The sequence below is a fragment of the Kitasatospora sp. NPDC051164 genome (genome assembly GCF_044455625.1).
Taxonomy (GTDB): domain Bacteria; phylum Actinomycetota; class Actinomycetes; order Streptomycetales; family Streptomycetaceae; genus Kitasatospora.
This window is the reverse complement of record NZ_JBITFB010000067.1, coordinates 1-15,984: the sequence shown is the minus strand read 5'-3', so window position 1 is coordinate 15,984 and position 15,984 is coordinate 1. Positions and strand designations below refer to the sequence as shown.

Sequence of the window (15,984 nt, the reverse complement as noted above, 5' to 3'; positions counted from 1 at the left end):
GGGGGGCGGGGGGGGCGGGGGGGGGGGGGGGGGGGGGGGGGGGGGGGGGGGGGGGGGGGGGGGGGGGGGGGGGCCCCCGCGCCGCCGCCCCCCCCCCACCACCGTAGCGGGCCGCTCTACGGCCTTCGACCCTATTCCGCGTCGATCGGGCGGATGTACTCCAGAGTCCAGGTCTGCTGGAATTCAGGCTTGGGTTCGGTGAGTTCGATCTGCTGACCGCGGTAGCCGGCGGCGCAGGCGAGGCCGCGCTCGGAGATGATCTTGACTCCGCCCAGGACGCTCTCGAAGGTGAACTTCGTCCACTCGCCGCGAGGAACGCTGTTGACCCAGAGCTTGTCCTCGGGGGTCACGATCCCGGCATTCTCCTGGAGGGCCAGGTGGATCACATAGGGCGCCCCCGGCATCGGCTCGATGGGCTCGATGGCCCACTCCTGCTCGATCGGCAGCGGGTTGGCGCGGTCAGCGATGACGGGCGCGCCGTACTTGACTGCGTGCTCGGTCGCGGTCAGCTGGGTGCCCGGGCCGATGATGTGAGCGTGGACCCTGTAGATACCGGGCTTGACTGGGATGGGAGGCATGGAACCCTCTTTCGCTGCCTTGGATGTGACTTGAGGTGGCCATGTGGCACCTCAACTCCACCATGAGCATGGCGCAGAATACGTGAGGCCCGCCAAATCGACTATGGCCTGGGAAATATTCGACTTCATCTGCGATCCCAATGTCCCGCTTGAATGATGCAGATGTTCGGTTGTGCTTTGATATTTCGATGTTCTGCTGGTGGTCCAGTTCAGCGTCGCGGGCACCGTCTTCAACGCCGGTAACGCGGACGGGCGTGCGGATGGACGGAGCTGTAGGCGGCGGGCGGGAGCGGCAGGGTGGTCTCCGGCCCAGTCGGTCAGTCCAGGTCGGCGGATGCCAGGGCCACCGCGAGCACCAGGTACGGGACGGCTTCCAGGCGCTGCTCGGCCATCATGCTCGGGTCGGACGCCGTCGGCGAGCGCCAGCAGCCCGGCATCGATGGCCGCGTCGACCGCTGCGTACAGGACCTCGGCCGCGGTGAACTCCCCGGAGGTGCACGTCCGTCGACAGAAGGGTCGAGGAGTTTCGTGGTCCCGTGCCGAGCAGGAGGCCGCGCCGGTTCGGAGCTCGGACGAGCGGACCCCAGAAAAGTGGGGTTCCGATTCTGTACCCGCAGGCCGAGGCTGGCCGTATGAACACCATCGAACAGAACAAGCAGACAGTGACCGCATTCATCGACGCGCTGTTCACCCGGGGCGACCTGTCAGCCGTCGACGCCTACCTCACGGAGGACTTCGTCAACCACGACCCGCCCATCGGCGTCGGCACGGACCGGGAGGGCATGCGCGCCGCAGGGGCGATCTTCCGGCAGGCGTGCCCTGACTGGCACTCCGACCTTGGGCGCCTGGTCGGCGAGGGCGACGTGGTGGTGGAACTCTTCACCGCTTCTGGCACCCAGCACGGTGAGGTGATGGGCGTCCCCGGTGACGGCCGCACGCTGGTGCTCAAGGGCATCAACGTCTTCCGGCTGCGGGACGGCCGGATCGCCGAACGCTGGGGCCGGCTGGACGAGCTGGGTCTGCTGAGCCAGCTCGGGCTCGTGCCGGACCGGGCGGCGGCGTAGCGTGAGTGCCATGGTCGCCGCCTTGCGGGAGCGACACGTCGAGCGGCTGATCGACAGCTGCTACGCCGACCTGGACAAGCCCGCCCTGACCACCGAGGTGCTGCGCCGCCTACCGGGCATCCTGCCGGTGGAGGCCGCGTTCTTCGCCTCGGTGGACCCGGCGACCCTGCTCTTCACCTCGGCTGTCGCCCAGGATCCGCTGGCCGGTGCCACCCCGCTCTTCCTGGACAACGAGTTCGGCCGCGCGGACGTCAACAAGTTCGCCGCGCTGGCCCGGGGCCCGGAGCCGGTGATGTCGCTGGACCGGGCGACCCGGGGCGAGCGCTCCGTCAGCGCCCGCTACCGCGAGATCATGGCCGGCCTGGGGCTCGGCGACGAGCTCCGGGCCGCCCTGGTCGTGGGGCACGAGTGCTGGGGCGTGCTCTGCCTGCACCGGGCGGACGCGGAAGCCGGCTTTTCCGGCACCGACCTGGACATCGTGCGCAGGCTCGCCCCGCACTTGGCCGAAGGCCTTCGCCGTGACGTCGTGCACCAGGCGCTGAGCGGCGACGGGGCCGGAACTGCGGGCGGCCCCGGCGTGATCGTGCTCGATCAGGGGCTCTCGCTGGTCTCGATCAGCCCGGACGCCGAACAGTGGCTCGCCCGGCTTGAGGGGCCCGAGATCCAAGGCCTGCCGATGCCGATCTACTCGGTGGCCGTCCAACTGGCCCGGGCGCCCGACGCGTCGCCGGAGGCCGCGCATCGGCCTGGCTCGGTCAGGCTGCGCACCGCCGACGGGCAGTGGCTGACCCTGCATGCCACCCGTCTGCGGGGGCGGGCGGGGGAGCAGATCGGGGTGGTGGTCGAGCCGGCGCCCGCCGCCGAACTCGGCTCCCTACTGCTGGCTGCCCACGGCCTCACCCCGGCCCAGAGCCGGGTCACCGCCCTGGTACTGCAAGGGTGCTCCACCCGGGAGATCGTGGCCCGGCTGCACGTCTCCGGGTACACCGTGCAGGAGCACCTGACGGCGGTGTTCGCCCGGTTCGGCGTGAGCAGCCGCCGGGAACTGATCGCCGCGGTGCTCGCCCCGAAGGGACGCTGAACCGACCGGCGGCACCGCGTTCGCTGGCCCTCGCCCCCCGGCTCGCCGTGACCGGGCACCGCAGCGGTGGGGACGTGCTCCGCGATGTTCTCCACCAAGGCAAGTGTTTTCCGGCTGCCGCGCCGGTCCAGACCGGCGCGGGCACATCGCTTGAAAACGCCCCCCCGAGTCCGGCTCTGGCAGGTCACACCCCAGCGCAGCGACCGGAGCGACCCGGCCACCAGACAGAGCTTCGCGAAGCAGCAAGCCGGCACCGCAGCCCTCGAACAGCCGGAGCACCCCCCACGCGGCGCGGCGGTCCCGCCCCCACACTGGACGGGCTGATCCCCATGCCCAGCAGGGGCGACGCAATCCCATGCTGCCTGTGCTTCTCTCCCCGCGGCCGACGGACCGGCCCCGTTGGCGACGCCGAACGCCGCCACCAAAGCCACGGCCATGCCGGCGAGCGTCGTACGGACACGCATGCTGCCCATGAACGGATCCCTTCGACGAGTCTTGACCGGCAGACCCACAGTGCTGGGACCGGACCGGCGCTGCCCCGGTACCTCGCGATGCCGCACCCCTCGCCGGCACGCCGACCGTCCGCACACGCCCCTCGCGAAGGGGCGGTCCAACCGCACCAGTCCCCATGCGGCCAGCCGCCAGGAATCCCGCGACGAGCTACTCAGCAGCCCGGGCAACGAGATGACCACCCACCGCTTCACCGTGCCGTCCCGGGGGCGGCGCCAAGCGAGGAGCAGCTCACGGCGTAGGTCGGCTGGAGGAAGTCGAGCGGCGGCCTCGCACGCCAGATGGGCCACCCCTTGCTGGGCGAGCTTGCCCGCAAAGGGCCGGGAGCCGCCGCCACAGCGAGCTCAAGCAGGTCGACGACGAACCGGCCAAGACGGGGGCGTAGCGCGCCAGGCGCCGCCCGACGTGTGACGGCGCCGGTCACCAGCAGGTGATCGGCGGCTTCGTGCCCGACGTCAGCAGTGCAGCGGCAGATCACGAGCGCCAGCGCCCCCATGTCGCATACCTATACGAACCATGGCAAACTGGGCGTAAGTGATAGCGCTCTACAGAGGAAAATCACCCATGACTCATGGAGCCCACCCCCACGCTCCTACCATCCGCGCGAACATCGACCGGGCCCGCGACTGCGAAGAATGCCGCAGCTGGGGCACCGTGATCACACCCGAGGGCCGCCACGAGCTGTGCCCCAAATGTCAGCACCCCGACTAAGCACCCGACCTCCGCTCCCTGACCGGCGACCTCCAGGCCGCCTCCAACGAATTCGGCCAGCAGCCAACCCCCACCCCCGCACACCCCGGCCCAGAAACCCCCATACAAGCCCCCTGAGCCGGAAGCGGATCACACCGGGCGCTTCCAGACGGGGTAGAGCTTCGCATGGAGCACCCGCAGCTCCCACCACGAATCGTCCGAAGCGCAGACCAACGCGGCCACCTGCCCGCGCTTGGTCGGGGCGGGCAGACCCAGCGGACCCAAGTCCTTCGCGGCACGGTCCCGCGCACACTGCGGGCACTCCAGCCGGCCCGGGCCCGCCTTCTCCCGCAACTCCAGCTCCGACCCTCCTGGCCACCGATCGAACGGCGGCACGTCCAGCACAGGCGCAGCACGGCGTTGGCCGCGCGGGCATCGCGCACCTCGGCGCGCTCACCACCGAGGTCGAGCACACGCTGCCGTACCGCCGCTCGCCGTGATGGTCACAGCACGGCCGGTCGCGGGCATGCCGAAATGACGGGCGGCCTGCGTTCTGGTGGGCGCCAGCAGGGTGGCGCAGGCTGGCTGGACCGGTCCTGGACGTCCTCGCCGGTATGGGCCTTGAGCTCGGCGAAGCGTCCTGGCGGCGCCGAACCGGTCACCGCTCTCCCCGCCGGGACTGTCCGGAGACCGTGGGCGGCAGGCCGGTCGCGGCTACGCGCGGTTGCAGTGTGAGCCTGATGCGCTGGGTGTCGGTGTGCCCGCGCTTGCCGTCGCCGGCCAGCTCCACGACCCAGAAGCGCACCCTGGCACCTCCCTCTCCTGACCGCTCCAGTGCCAGGGAGACCTCCAGTTCGACCTCGCCCAGCTCGAACTGGATCGCCCGGCCTGCGCCGTCGGCCACGGCCTGCTCCAACTGGCCCCGCAGATCGCGGATGACGTCCGAGAGTTCGATCATGGTCGCTCCCAAGGTGGCTCGGGTGGTGGACGTAACCTCACTATAGGACTTCGAGGACCGGCGCATGACGAACCGTCATGACGGGCAACTCCCGGGTATGAGCGGCACGTTCGGGGTTCGAGAATCGGCCCGCGGGATCGGCGCCCGGCCGGCGGAGGCGAGCCGATGACGGGGCTGCGCGGCGAACGGGCCGCGGAGGTGATCGTCCTCCGGGCCGACGGCGGCGAGGAACGCGGGTCCGGCTACCTGGTGCGCGACGGGATGCTGCTGACCGCCGAACACGTCGTACGCCAGGCCTCCGGCATCCACGTCCGGTTCGAGGCAGACCGGGCGACGGAATGGACCGCTCAGGCGCAGGTGCTCTGGTCCGATCCCCGCGCCGACGTCGCCCTGCTCACCTTGAACCAGGGCGAGGGCGGGCCCAGCCGACGGGTCAGGCCAGCACGGTACGGGGCGGTCCGCGAGACGGACGCGGGCCTGCGCAGCAGCGCACTGGGCTTCCCCCTGTTCAAGCTGCGCGAGGACCCCGGCGGCGCAACGCGCTACCGGGACTCCTGCCACGCCCGCGGCGAGATCGCGCCGCTGGCCGACCGCCGGGAGCAGACCCTGGAACTGCGGGTCCAGGAACCCGAGCGGGACCCGGACCCGTTCTGCTCACCTTGGGAGGGCATGTCGGGAGCGGCGGTGTGGGCGCACGGCCGGATCGTCGGGGTGGTCACCATGCACCGCCGCGGGGAAGGCCTCGGCACGCTGACCGTCAGTCGCGCCGACGGGTGGGCGACGGCGGCCGACGAGGCCGGCCGTGAGGCGCTGCGACGAGCCGGGGTGGCGACCATGCTGCGGCCGGCGGCGCCCTGGTGGCGCGACCGGCGGCTGGTCCTCGGGACGAGTGCCGGGACGCTTGCCGTCGTCCTGACGGTCTGGCTCGGTGCGGCCCGGCTCACCGAACAGCCGCCGTTGCGCTTCCGGGTCCTCGGCGCGTGCAGCCACGTCGGTCAGCAACTGGGCAACGACTCGGCCGGTTTCACGCCCGGTGGCCGCTACACCAACGAGATCCTCGCGCCCGACGGGCAGGTTCTTCCGCTCGCGGCGTCCGGTGAGAGCGGCACCGTGGCGAAAGACGGCTCACTGCACTGGAGCTGGCCCTGCGCGAGCACTGACGCCACGGGCACGTACCGGGCCCGGGTCACCGACGAAGCGACCCACCGGCGCACAGGCTGGGCGACCTTTGAAGTCGGACACCTGACGCCGTACACCTGCGTGTTCCAGCAGGAGAACGGCCTGTGGTACGCCGGAATCAGCCGAACCGTGACCGCCGTGCTGGCGCCCGGGGCGACCGGCGCGGACGACGTCGCCGAGGCACAGTGCCTGCTCCAGCGCCTGGGCTTCCCCCTCGGGGCGCGGGAGATCGACGGCCGGTACGGCAGCTACACCCAGCAGGCCATCAGTTCGCTCCAGCAGCAGGGCGGGATCACGGCGGACGGAATTGTCGGGCCGTCCACCTGGCGGCTGCTGCGCACCCGTGAACCGCAGGGCGGTTGACAGGCGCCGTCCGGTGCCGCGCTGCTCTCGACCCGGGTGACGACGCTGCCTGGATCAAGACGGCCCTGGCTGCCCACGATCCCGCCTCCGGTCCTATCACTGTGCACCCGATCCCGGGCACCACTTGGGGGGCCGGCCGCGAGGTAGGCGTCGGTCACCTCAGCCAGGTGCCGGGCGAACGCGTCCGCCCGCGCCCGGTTCACCGCCCGGTCGAAGTCGGGCCGTCCGCGGAATGTACGCGGGCCCGGGAGCTGACCGAGCGGCTGCGCACGGCGATCGAGGACGTCCGGGCCGCCGTCCTGGTCCTGGCCCGCCGGGTCCGCGCAGCACAACAACGGCCAGGAGGTGGCTAGGCGCGGGTGGCGGGACCAGCCGGGTCGGCGGTCTGGCGCAGACCGGTGCGGCACCGCAGGTGCAATACGCCTGGGTGAAGACCGCGTCGTCGCCTGTGGCCGGCTACACCACATCGACGACCCCGTCAAGGAGCAGCCGGCCGCCGGAGCCCGGCCGGTCACGGGTCCGCCCCCGGCGATGTCCGGGGGCGGCGGTAGAGGGACGGCGGCGACACGACAATCCGGGTGCCGCACCCGGCGATGTCACTCGACCGGCCGACGGTGACATGGGACAGGTTCGCGAACCGGCCGCAGTTGGGCCCGCGGGTCAGCCGTCCAGTTTCGCGTACAGGCCACGACCCGGGCGCTGCGCCCGGCCGGCCTTGACCAGGCGCTCCAGCATGGTGCGCACCGCGTTCACGTTGTCCGCCGACTCCTCGATCCCCAGCCGGGCGATCACCTCCCGGGCACGCAGCGGCCCCTGAGCGCCGGCCAGCACGCCCAGCACGCTCTCGGAGGTGGCACCGGTCGCTCGCCGCCCGGGCGCGGGGGCAACCGTTTCGCTCCTCTCGGTGGCCGGCTCGGCGCCGGTGCGCACCGGCCCGGTGTTCCGGGTCGCGGCCGCCTTCTTCGCCGCGGTGCGCGGCCCCGCGCTGCCGGAGGTCTTCTCCGCCGCGGCTTTCTTCGCGGGGGCAGCCTTCTTGGCGGTGGCCTTCTTCGCGGGGGCAGCCTTCTTGGCGGTGGTCTTCTTCGCCGTCTTCGTGACCGTGCCCGTGCGTGCGGTGGCCTTCTCGGCCGGCTCCCCGCCCCGGTCCGGCGCCGCCCCGGCTTCGGCCGCGAGCTGCTGCGGCCGGACCCCGGCGATGGCGTCCGCCTCTGCCCGAATGGTGCCCACCGCAGTGGTGCCCTGCGAGGCCGGCAGCCCGGCCAGGGCCTGCAGGCTCTGGATGGCGCCGCGTACGGCGTTCTCACGCGCCACGGCGGCGGTCAGCTCGTCCTCCAGACGCCGCCGCCGGGTCTCAATGCCGGGAAGTTCCGCCTCCAACTGGGCGATGGTGTCACTGAAACGGCTTTCTGCCACGGTTTCCTCGTCTCGTCCGCCCACGCGCATATCGCAGGACCTGTGCGATCTTTACCCCGCTACCGCGCCCGCCAACAAGAAGCCTCGCCGATCCGCACCGGGCGCAGGATCGGGCCAAGGGGTAAAACGGACCCCCGCCCAAGAATTCGTAACACGATCCCGGTCATCGAGTGTTGCCGCCTATGCCAGGTGGGACCTGTAGTCGCGGCTCGTCGCATTGGTGGGCACGCCAGGCGCGTCCGGTCCGGACATCCATCCCTCGGGGCAGAGCAGCACGGATTTGATGAACGACGGCGGCGGAAGGTAGCTGTGGCTGGCGACGTAGTGGGCTATGAGCGTCGGCGCCGCGAAGACCTCCCCGGCGGCACCAGGGACGCGGATCTCACCGTTCCCCATGTAGAGCAAGTCGCCCTTGTGCTCGACGGTCAGCAAGCCCATCTGCCTCTCGCCGGGTGGGCACAGCTCGCAGACGTGGAAGCCCCGCGTCTTGTTCACGTCCTGCCAGCGAAGGATGTCGAAGAGTCGGGCGGGGAAGTCCTCCAGGACCGGCCCCGCCGTGTATTCGCGCCGTCCGTCGAGCCAACCCACATTGATCCGTTGGTAGGAGGGGGCGAATGAAGCGCTGTAAGGCCCATCGGCAGCGGCTACGACATCCTCGGCCAAATAGCTGTAGGGACTCAGATCACAGAAGAAGGTCACGCCGCTGTCTAGCATGCTGTGCCCATGAGCGTCATCACGTCGGCAAGGGCGATCACCACGCGACCGCGCTCACCCCGGCCGGCAAGAAGGCCTTCGACAAGGCGTTGCCCAACAACGAGCCCAGGCTCCGCGAGAGCAGCCAAAACGGCTCCACCCCTTTGACGCGACCCACCCGAACAGGCCGATCCACGGCCCAACCCGAGCACGCCGTACGAGACCGTACGCGGGAACGGGCTCCACCGGGCGGGGTGCGGGTGCGGACTGCCCGGTGGAGTCCGGCCGCTACCGCGTCAGCAGCTTCTCCAAGACGTCCGCCCCCTGTGACGCGCCGCCCGCCCCGCGCACGATCCGGCTCAGGGCCGCCGCCCCGGGGCGGCAGGACCGGACGTCCTGGACGGCGTCGCAGAGGCCCTGCACGGTCGGCTCGGCGAGCGTCCGGCCGACCTGCAGCTCCTCCGCCCGCCGGGCGATCGCCCGCTGTTCCGGAATCTGCGGCACCGCCACGAAGGGCACCCCGTGGTAGAGAGACTCCATCGCCGAGTTCATCCCGGCGTGGCTCAGGAACACCTCGGTGTGTCGCAGCACCGCCACCTGCGGCACGTGTGCGTGCACTTCGACGTTCGCCGGGATCGGGCCCAGCGACTCCTGGTCCAGCCCGCCCACCGCCATGACGACCTGCCAGTCGCTGTCCCCGAACGCCTCGATGCAGGTCCGGTAGAACTCGGGCCGGTCGTTGAAGACGGTTCCCAGCGATATCAGCAGTACCGGGGCCTGCGACCGGGGGCTCCACTCCTCAGCGCTCTGCCGGCTGCTCAGCGACGGCCCGACGAAGTGGAAGCGCTCGTCGAAGGTATCCCCCGACATCTGGAACTCGCGGGGGATGAACACCAGGCTCGTCGGGGCCACGTAGCCGAACATCAGGTTCGGGTCCTCGAGGAAGGTGTGGCCCTGCGCGAACTTCCCCATGTCCTGAATCGCGGCCACCAGCCGGGGGTTGGTGTGGTCGAAGTCGGCCGGTAAGTACACCTGCGCCGCCGAGAAGGACTCGTTCTCCGCGAAGGTCGGCACCAGGGAGATCTCCCGCACCTCGAGCAGGTTCGCCAGCATCCTCCCGGTGAAGGTCACCGAGTCGTAGCACACCGCGTCCGGCGGGTCGGCCGAGAAGTGCTCGGCCAGGACGGGGAAAGAGGCACGCGCGTCGTCGAGGTAGTACTCCATCGTCACGGCGAGCTGTTCCGCCGTGAACTCGCCCCGCGCCGCCATGTCGGGCGGCAGCTGCGAGGGCAGGGTCACCGGCGACGCCCCGGCGGCAAAGGCGGCGTCCATGGTGGCCGGTCCCGTGGCGTAGCTGACCCGGTGACCGCGCCGGACCAGCTCTTCGACCAGCGGCAGGGTCGGGTTCACATGCCCGGACGCGGGCGCGCTCACGAAGGCGAAATGGGCCATCAGTTCTCCTCCAGGATGACCGGCAGAGTCTTGTGTCCGTTGGTGAAGAAGGAACCCAGCGGCTCGAGTTCGGACGACGGGACGGCCAGCCGCAGCCGGGGGAACCGGGAGAACAGCGCGGACAGCGCCGTCGTCGCCTCCAGCTTCGCCAGGGGGCTGCCGAGGCAGTAGTGCACGCCGTGCCCGAAGGTGAGGTGGTCGGCCCGCGACGGCCGGGTGACGGAGAAGTCCTCCGCGTCGGCCCCGTGCTGCGCCGGGTCGCGGCCGGCCGCGCCGTAGGACAGCAGGATCGCCTCGCCCTTGCGGATCTGCACGCCGTCCGCGGAGATGTCCTCCACGGCGTACCGCAGCGGCAGGTTCGGCACCGGCGCCTGCCAGCGCAGGGTCTCGTCCACCACGTCCTCCCACGTGCTGGCCCCGGACCGGACCAGGGCGAGCTGAGACGGGTGCGTGGCCAGCGCGTGGACGGCGTGGTCGAGCAGGTTGACTGTCGTCTCGAAGCCGGCGGAGATGGTCAGCAGCAGGGTGTCCAGCAGTTCCCGCTCGGACAGTCGTGTGCCGTCCGCCTCCTGCGCGGCGATCAGGTCGCTGGTCATGTCGTCGCCGGGGTCGCGCCGTTTGGCGGCCACGAGTTCCTTGAGCAGCATGTACAGCTCACCAGAGGCGGCCTGCACGCCCGCCGGGTCCGCGTCGAGGCTGAACACCGCGTCCACCAGCCGCCGCAGGTCCGCGCCCGTCTGAGCGGTCACCCCGAACAATCCGGTGATGACCTGGATCGGCAGCGGGAACGCGAACCGTGCGCGTAGGTCGACCGTCTGCCCCGGCGGCACCGCGGCCAGGTCGGCGATCAGGCCGGCCGTGATCTCCTCGACGCGCGGCCGCATCGCTTCGATACGGCGCGGGGTGAACGCCTTGGCCACCAGGCTGCGCAGCCTGGTGTGGTCGGCCCCGTGGGCGGTGAACATGTTCTGCATCGCGACCCACATGATCAGCGGCCAGTCCGGCGGGATGTCGCCGTCGCGCCACATGGGCCAGTGCTTGTTCGCGTCCTTGGAGACCTTCGGGTCGAGCAGCAGCTTCTTCGCCAGGTCGTGCCCGGTGACGGCCCAGGCCGACACGCCACCGGGCAGTTCGACGGGCGTGGCCGGGCCGCGCTCGCGCAAGGCAGCGGCCTCGCCGAAGATGTCGCCGCCCGAGGGGTCGATGACATACGCGTCGGCGGGCGGGGCCTGCGCGCGCACCGGCTCGGTGAGGACGGTGGTCGTACGGGGCTTGGGCAGCTCGGTGACCTCCAGCAGGGTCGCGGTGAACCGCGAACCCATGCCGAGGCCGATCGACATGATGGTGTCGCCGGGCTTGAGGGTCTCGTCGTGCAGCAGGTGGTCCATGCCGAGCAGTTGGTCGCACGGCCCGACGTGGCCGAGCTCGCGCAGCATCGGCCAGGTGGTGCGGCCGAGGTCGATGCCGAGCGGCTCCAGCACGACGACCTCCAGTTGGGCCAGGCCCAGACCCGTGACGACGAACCTGGTGATGTCGGCGATGCTGACGCCGCCCTCCTTGGCGGCCTGCTCGACCGCGGTGACCAGTGCCCCGCTCATCAGCGTCAGATACGGGGCCAGGCCGGTGACCTCGATCGGCGTACGGTTGCGGTGGCCCTCGGGGTCCGGGATCGTCGGGGTGGCGAGGACCTCCATCTGGGTCGCGGAGCTGTTGGCGGTCGCGACCAGCCGCGCCCGGCCGCCCTCGCGGTTGAGCACGGCCGCGACCGCACCGTCGGCCAGGAAGATCCCGACGGTGGGCTGCCACCGTTCCCACCGCGGCGGCAGGAACCGAGCGGTAGCCGTGACCAGGGTCGCGGTCGCGGCCGGGTCGGCCACCAGGTGCGCGGCGGCGGACTGCAGCGCGGCCGAGCCGCCGTTGCTGGTCGCCTCGACCTCGTAGACGAGAGCGTGGCCGAGGCCGAGGACGCGCTGCAGGTGACAGGAGGACGCCATGTGGTCCTGGTGGTCCATCTGGGCGTAGGCGGCCATGGAGATGTCGGCGCCGCTGAGGCCGGACTCGCGCAGGGCTCCGATCGCCGCGTGCACGGCCATCGCGTGCTCGGTGACGTCGTCGGAGCGGGTGAACGACACGAAGTCCGACAGCGCGAGCAGCCGCCGCATGGTCTCGGTGTCCGGCACTGCCTGCGTCGCGGGCGTGCGGGGCGGCAGATACCGCCCCGTTCCGCCGATGTAAACGTTGTCCCAGATCATGCTTGGTCCTTTCCCCTGAGTGCGGACAGCCCCGCCCCGTATCCGTCGAAGTCGAGGAGCCATGTACTGATGGCCAGCGCCGTGGCCGCGGAGTGCTCCTCCAGTACGGTGAAGTGGTCGCCCGGGACGGTGAGCACCTCCTGGACGGTGGTGGACAGCCGGGGCCACGAGCGCTCCCCGGTGCCCACCAGCAGCACCGGCGCGGTGACGGGCTCCGGGGCGCCGGCCAGATCGAGGTATCGGCCCATGGCCACCAGCCGGTCGTCGTCGACCGGCTGGACCTGGTGGCCGGCATCGAGCATGCCGGTGAGTACACCCGGCAGGTCGTCGGGGTAGCCGTCGATGAGCACCACGGCGCTGGGCCGGGCCCCCCGCCGTTCCAGTTCCCTGGCGGTCGCCACCGCCAGCCACGCGCCCACCGAACGGCCGACCAGCACCGGCGCGGCGACGGCCGACGCGGCCTCGGCAAGTGCCTGGACCAGGACGTCGGAGTCCGCGGGCAGCGGGTCGCCGGCGAAGCCCGGCAGGGTGACCGCCGTGACATCGCGGGCGGCCTCCAGCGCCGCGGCGAACCGCCCGTACTCCTCGATGCCGCTGGACGCCAGCGCGGACGGCAGGCAGACCAGCGACGGCTGGAGGAAGCCGGTCGCGAGGGCGACCACCTCGGCCTTGGGCGCGTCGGTGGCCTGGCTCAGCCGGGACACCGTGGCCAGCAGATCGAGGCCGTCCTGCGCGCGGCCGATGTCGACGGCCTTGCGCAGCAGGCGCTCCATCGGCCCGGCGACCCGGTTCTCCGGCGAGCACAGCTGCCCGTAGAGGTGGTTGACGAGCTGTTCGGGCGTCGGGAAATCGAAGACGAGGGTCGCCGGGAGCTGGAGCCCGGTGGCCGCGTTGAGCTGGTTGCGCAGCTCGATGGCGGTCAGCGAGTCGACGCCGTGGTCGCGGAACAGCTGACGCGGGTCGTCGATCCCGCCGGGGGCCATCCCGAGGATGCTCGCGCTGCGCGTGACGACCAGGTCGAGTAGCAGGGCGCGCTGCTCGGGCTCGGGCAGGGCTTCGAGCCTGGCCCGCAGGTCGCCGGGGCCGGCCGCCGGGGCCGGCGCGCGCCGCGGCCGGGCGAGTCCGCGCAGCAGCGCGGGCGGGGTGTCGATCGCCGCGAGGTCGAGGCGGACCGGCACCAGCGCCGGGCGTTCGCCGGCCAGGGCGGTGTCGAACAGGTCGAGGGCCAGCTCGGTGGCCAGCGGCAGCATCCCGGTCCTCGCCAGCCGGCGGTGGTCGGCCTCGGTCAGGTTCCCGGTGATTCCGCTGGACTCGGCCCACTGGCCCCAGGCCAGGGAGGTGGCCGGCAGACCGCGCGCGTGCCGGTGCTCGGCGAGCGCGTCGAGGAACGCGTTCGCGGCGGCGTAGTTGGCCTGCCCGGGGGCGCCGAACACCCCGGACGCCGAGGAGAACAGCACGAACGCCCGCAGGTCCAGGTGTTCGGTGGCCTCGTGCAGGTGCCACGCGGCATCGGCCTTCGAGCGCAGCACCGTGTCGATCTGCTCCGGTGTCATCGATCCCACCACGGCGTCGTCGACGGCCCCGGCGGCGTGCACGACGACCCGCAGGTCGGGGATCGAGGCGACGAGATCCCTCAGTGCCCCGCGGTCACCGGCGTCGCAGGCGACCACGGTGAGGGCGGCGCCCAGCTCCTGCCGGAGCCCGGGCGGCTCGACTCCGCGGCGGCCGGCGAGCACCACGTGCGGGGCACCGTGCCGCGCGACCAGGTGCCGGGCGGCCAGGACGCCGAGGGTGCCGGTGCCGCCGGTGATCAGCACGGTGCCGTCCAGGGGCACGCCGTCCAGGGGCCTGGCCGGGGCAGCCCTCACCAGCCTCGGCACGAGGGCGGTTCCGTCGCGCAACTGGATCTCGGGCTCGCTGTCGCTCACGGCGGCGCGCACCGCGGCGGGGATCGCCTGCCGTGAGGCGGCCGTGCCGTCGTGCCGGACGGTCAGGATCCGCCCCGGGTTCTCGCTGTGCGCGCTGCGCAGGAAGCCGCGGGCGGCGGCCGAGGCCAGGTCGTCGCCGGTGAGGACCACGAGCCGGGCGGGCGTGTCGGTGGCCAGGAACTCCCGGACCCTGCCGAGTAGTTCCCGGGTCACCGCGTGGGCGGCCGCGACCGGTTCGCCCTCGCCGACGACCTCGTGGAGGACCGTCTCGGTGTACGGGCCGTCCGGTGCCGCCATCGGGGTCCAGTCCACGGCGAATAGCGTGTTCGGCCGGCGCCCGGCCCCGTGACCCGCTTCGACGGGCCGCAGGACGATCTCGTCGATGCTCACGACCGGCATCCCGGCGGTGTCGGTGATCCGCACCGCGTAGGTGTCCGGCCCGGTCGGGTGCAGCACCACGCGGACCGTCGCGGCCGACCCGGTGACCGACACACCGGAGAACGAGAAGGGCATCCGCGCCGGGCTGCCGCCGGCGCCACCGTCCTCGGCCGCGAGGCCGGCGAGCAGGGTCAGCGGCTGTATGGCGGCGTCCAGGAGCGCGGGGTGGACGCGGTAACCGGCGAGCTGCGCGGGGTCCGCCGGGAAGCTCACCTCGGCGTGCAGGTCCTCGCCGTGCCGCCGGATGCCGGTGAGCCCCTGGAAGGTCGGCCCGTAGTCGTAGCCGGCTTCGGTGAGCCGGTCGTAGAGCGAGCCGATGTCGATCGGCGCGGCCTCGCTGTCGTCCGCCCCGGGCACAGCCGTCCGGTCGGCCCCTGTCGCCCGGTCCGCCGGCGGACTGAGCACGCCGGTCGCGTGGCGAGTCCACTCGTCGGGCTCGGCGGAGGTGCGGGAGTGGACGGTGACGAGCCGGCGTCCGGTGTCGTCGGGTGCGCCGACGGTGACCTGCACGTGCACACCGTCGCGCTCGGACAGCACGAGCGGCGCCTCCAGGACCAGCTCGGACAGTACGGGGCTGGCCGTGTGCTCGCCGGCGTGGACGGCCATGTCCACGAACGCCATCGCGGGCAGCAGCGTCGAACCGAGCACGGTGTGCTCGGCCAGCCACGGGTGGACGGACGCGGAGAGCTTCCCCGTCAGTACCACGCCCTGCCCGTCGGGGAGCTTCACCAGGGACCGCAGCAGCGGGTGGTCGGGCGTGTCGAGGCCCTCCGACGGGGTGGTGGGCTGGAGCCAGTAGTGCTGGTGCTGGAAAGCGTACGAAGGCACACGCACGCCCGACGTCCCCGCCGTCGTGGCCGCGGGCGGCGTCCAGCGCACGGAGCCATCCGCCCACAACCGCCCCAGCCCCGCGAACAACCGCTCCGGAGAATCACCACCACGCCGCATCAACCCGTTCCCCACCAACAACGGATGCGGACCCACCTCCACGAACCCCCTCACACCCTGACCCGCCAGCCACTCCACGGCATCGGCGAACCGGACCGCCTCCCGCACCTGCCGCACCCAGTACCCGGGCTCCCCCATATCCACCGGATGCCCGGCCACCGTGGAGACCACCGGGATCACCGGCTCACCGAACGACAAACCCGCCGCCACCCGACCCAGTTCCTCCAGCACCGGATCCATCCGCGCCGAATGGAACGCGTGACTGACCGCCAACCGCCGCACCCGACGCCCACGGCCGCGCCACACCTCACCCACCTCTTCCACCGCGGCCTCGTCCCCCGACACCACCACATCCACCCCGTTGACCGCCGCCACCTCAACACCCGGCACCAGCGACCCCCCCACCTCCTCCACCGACGCCTCGAGCGACACCATCG

At 71.9% G+C, this 15,984-nt stretch carries 11 protein-coding genes and 1 pseudogene; 3 read left to right on the top strand and 9 right to left on the bottom strand.

What is annotated here, in order from left to right; translation table 11 throughout:
• Nucleotides 1-131 precede the first annotated feature (131 nt).
• The gene (locus tag ACIBEC_RS45995; protein WP_360509920.1) at nt 132-578 is read right to left on the bottom strand and encodes a hypothetical protein; all 447 of its coding nucleotides are present in this window, start codon (nt 576-578) and stop codon (nt 132-134) included.
• A 632-nt stretch (nt 579-1,210) separates the two neighbouring features.
• Here ACIBEC_RS45995 and ACIBEC_RS45990 point away from each other — a divergent pair.
• Both ACIBEC_RS45990 and ACIBEC_RS45985 read left to right on the top strand, forming a co-directional pair.
• Nucleotides 1,211-1,642, top strand: a complete 432-nt coding sequence (locus ACIBEC_RS45990; protein WP_360509921.1) for an ester cyclase — start codon at nt 1,211-1,213, stop codon at nt 1,640-1,642.
• A gap of 10 nt (nt 1,643-1,652) precedes the next feature.
• Nucleotides 1,653-2,723 carry a LuxR C-terminal-related transcriptional regulator gene (locus ACIBEC_RS45985; RefSeq protein ID WP_360509922.1) on the top strand — a complete coding sequence of 357 codons (1,071 nt, stop codon included), beginning with the start codon at nt 1,653-1,655 and terminating at the stop codon, nt 2,721-2,723.
• A gap of 1,350 nt (nt 2,724-4,073) precedes the next feature.
• Here ACIBEC_RS45985 and ACIBEC_RS45980 read toward each other — a convergent pair.
• Nucleotides 4,074-4,208, bottom strand: a complete 135-nt coding sequence (locus ACIBEC_RS45980; RefSeq protein WP_360510022.1) for a hypothetical protein — start codon at nt 4,206-4,208, stop codon at nt 4,074-4,076.
• Between the two features lie 373 nt (nt 4,209-4,581).
• Nucleotides 4,582-4,881 (bottom strand): trypco2 family protein, encoded by a 300-nt coding sequence (locus tag ACIBEC_RS45975; protein WP_360510021.1) that lies wholly within the window; start codon nt 4,879-4,881, stop codon nt 4,582-4,584.
• 165 nt (nt 4,882-5,046) lie between these two features.
• Between ACIBEC_RS45975 and ACIBEC_RS45970 the strand changes: the two genes are divergently transcribed.
• Nucleotides 5,047-6,423 (top strand): peptidoglycan-binding protein, encoded by a 1,377-nt coding sequence (locus ACIBEC_RS45970; RefSeq protein WP_360510020.1) that lies wholly within the window; start codon nt 5,047-5,049, stop codon nt 6,421-6,423.
• A gap of 660 nt (nt 6,424-7,083) precedes the next feature.
• Here ACIBEC_RS45970 and ACIBEC_RS45965 read toward each other — a convergent pair.
• From ACIBEC_RS45965 to ACIBEC_RS45940, 6 genes and pseudogenes are all read right to left on the bottom strand, one after another.
• On the bottom strand, nt 7,084-7,836 hold the full coding sequence (locus ACIBEC_RS45965; protein WP_360510019.1) for a type IV toxin-antitoxin system AbiEi family antitoxin domain-containing protein: 753 nt from the start codon (nt 7,834-7,836) through the stop codon (nt 7,084-7,086).
• A gap of 180 nt (nt 7,837-8,016) precedes the next feature.
• A complete protein-coding gene (locus ACIBEC_RS45960) occupies nt 8,017-8,535 on the bottom strand; it encodes a hypothetical protein (protein WP_360510018.1) in 519 nt (172 codons plus the stop codon).
• Between the two features lie 282 nt (nt 8,536-8,817).
• Nucleotides 8,818-9,981, bottom strand: a complete 1,164-nt coding sequence (locus tag ACIBEC_RS45955; RefSeq protein ID WP_360510017.1) for a macrolide family glycosyltransferase — start codon at nt 9,979-9,981, stop codon at nt 8,818-8,820.
• Entirely contained in the window at nt 9,981-12,233 is a 2,253-nt protein-coding gene (locus ACIBEC_RS45950; RefSeq protein WP_360510016.1) for a cytochrome P450, read from the bottom strand. The genes ACIBEC_RS45955 and ACIBEC_RS45950 overlap by 1 nt, the downstream gene beginning before the upstream one ends.
• The gene (locus tag ACIBEC_RS45945) at nt 12,230-15,427 is read right to left on the bottom strand and encodes a type I polyketide synthase (RefSeq protein WP_360510023.1); all 3,198 of its coding nucleotides are present in this window, start codon (nt 15,425-15,427) and stop codon (nt 12,230-12,232) included. The genes ACIBEC_RS45950 and ACIBEC_RS45945 overlap by 4 nt, the downstream gene beginning before the upstream one ends.
• Before the next feature lie 138 nt (nt 15,428-15,565).
• Nucleotides 15,566-15,982 (bottom strand): annotated as a pseudogene (locus ACIBEC_RS45940) (acyltransferase domain-containing protein); the annotation flags it as partial.
• Nucleotides 15,983-15,984 lie beyond the last annotated feature (2 nt).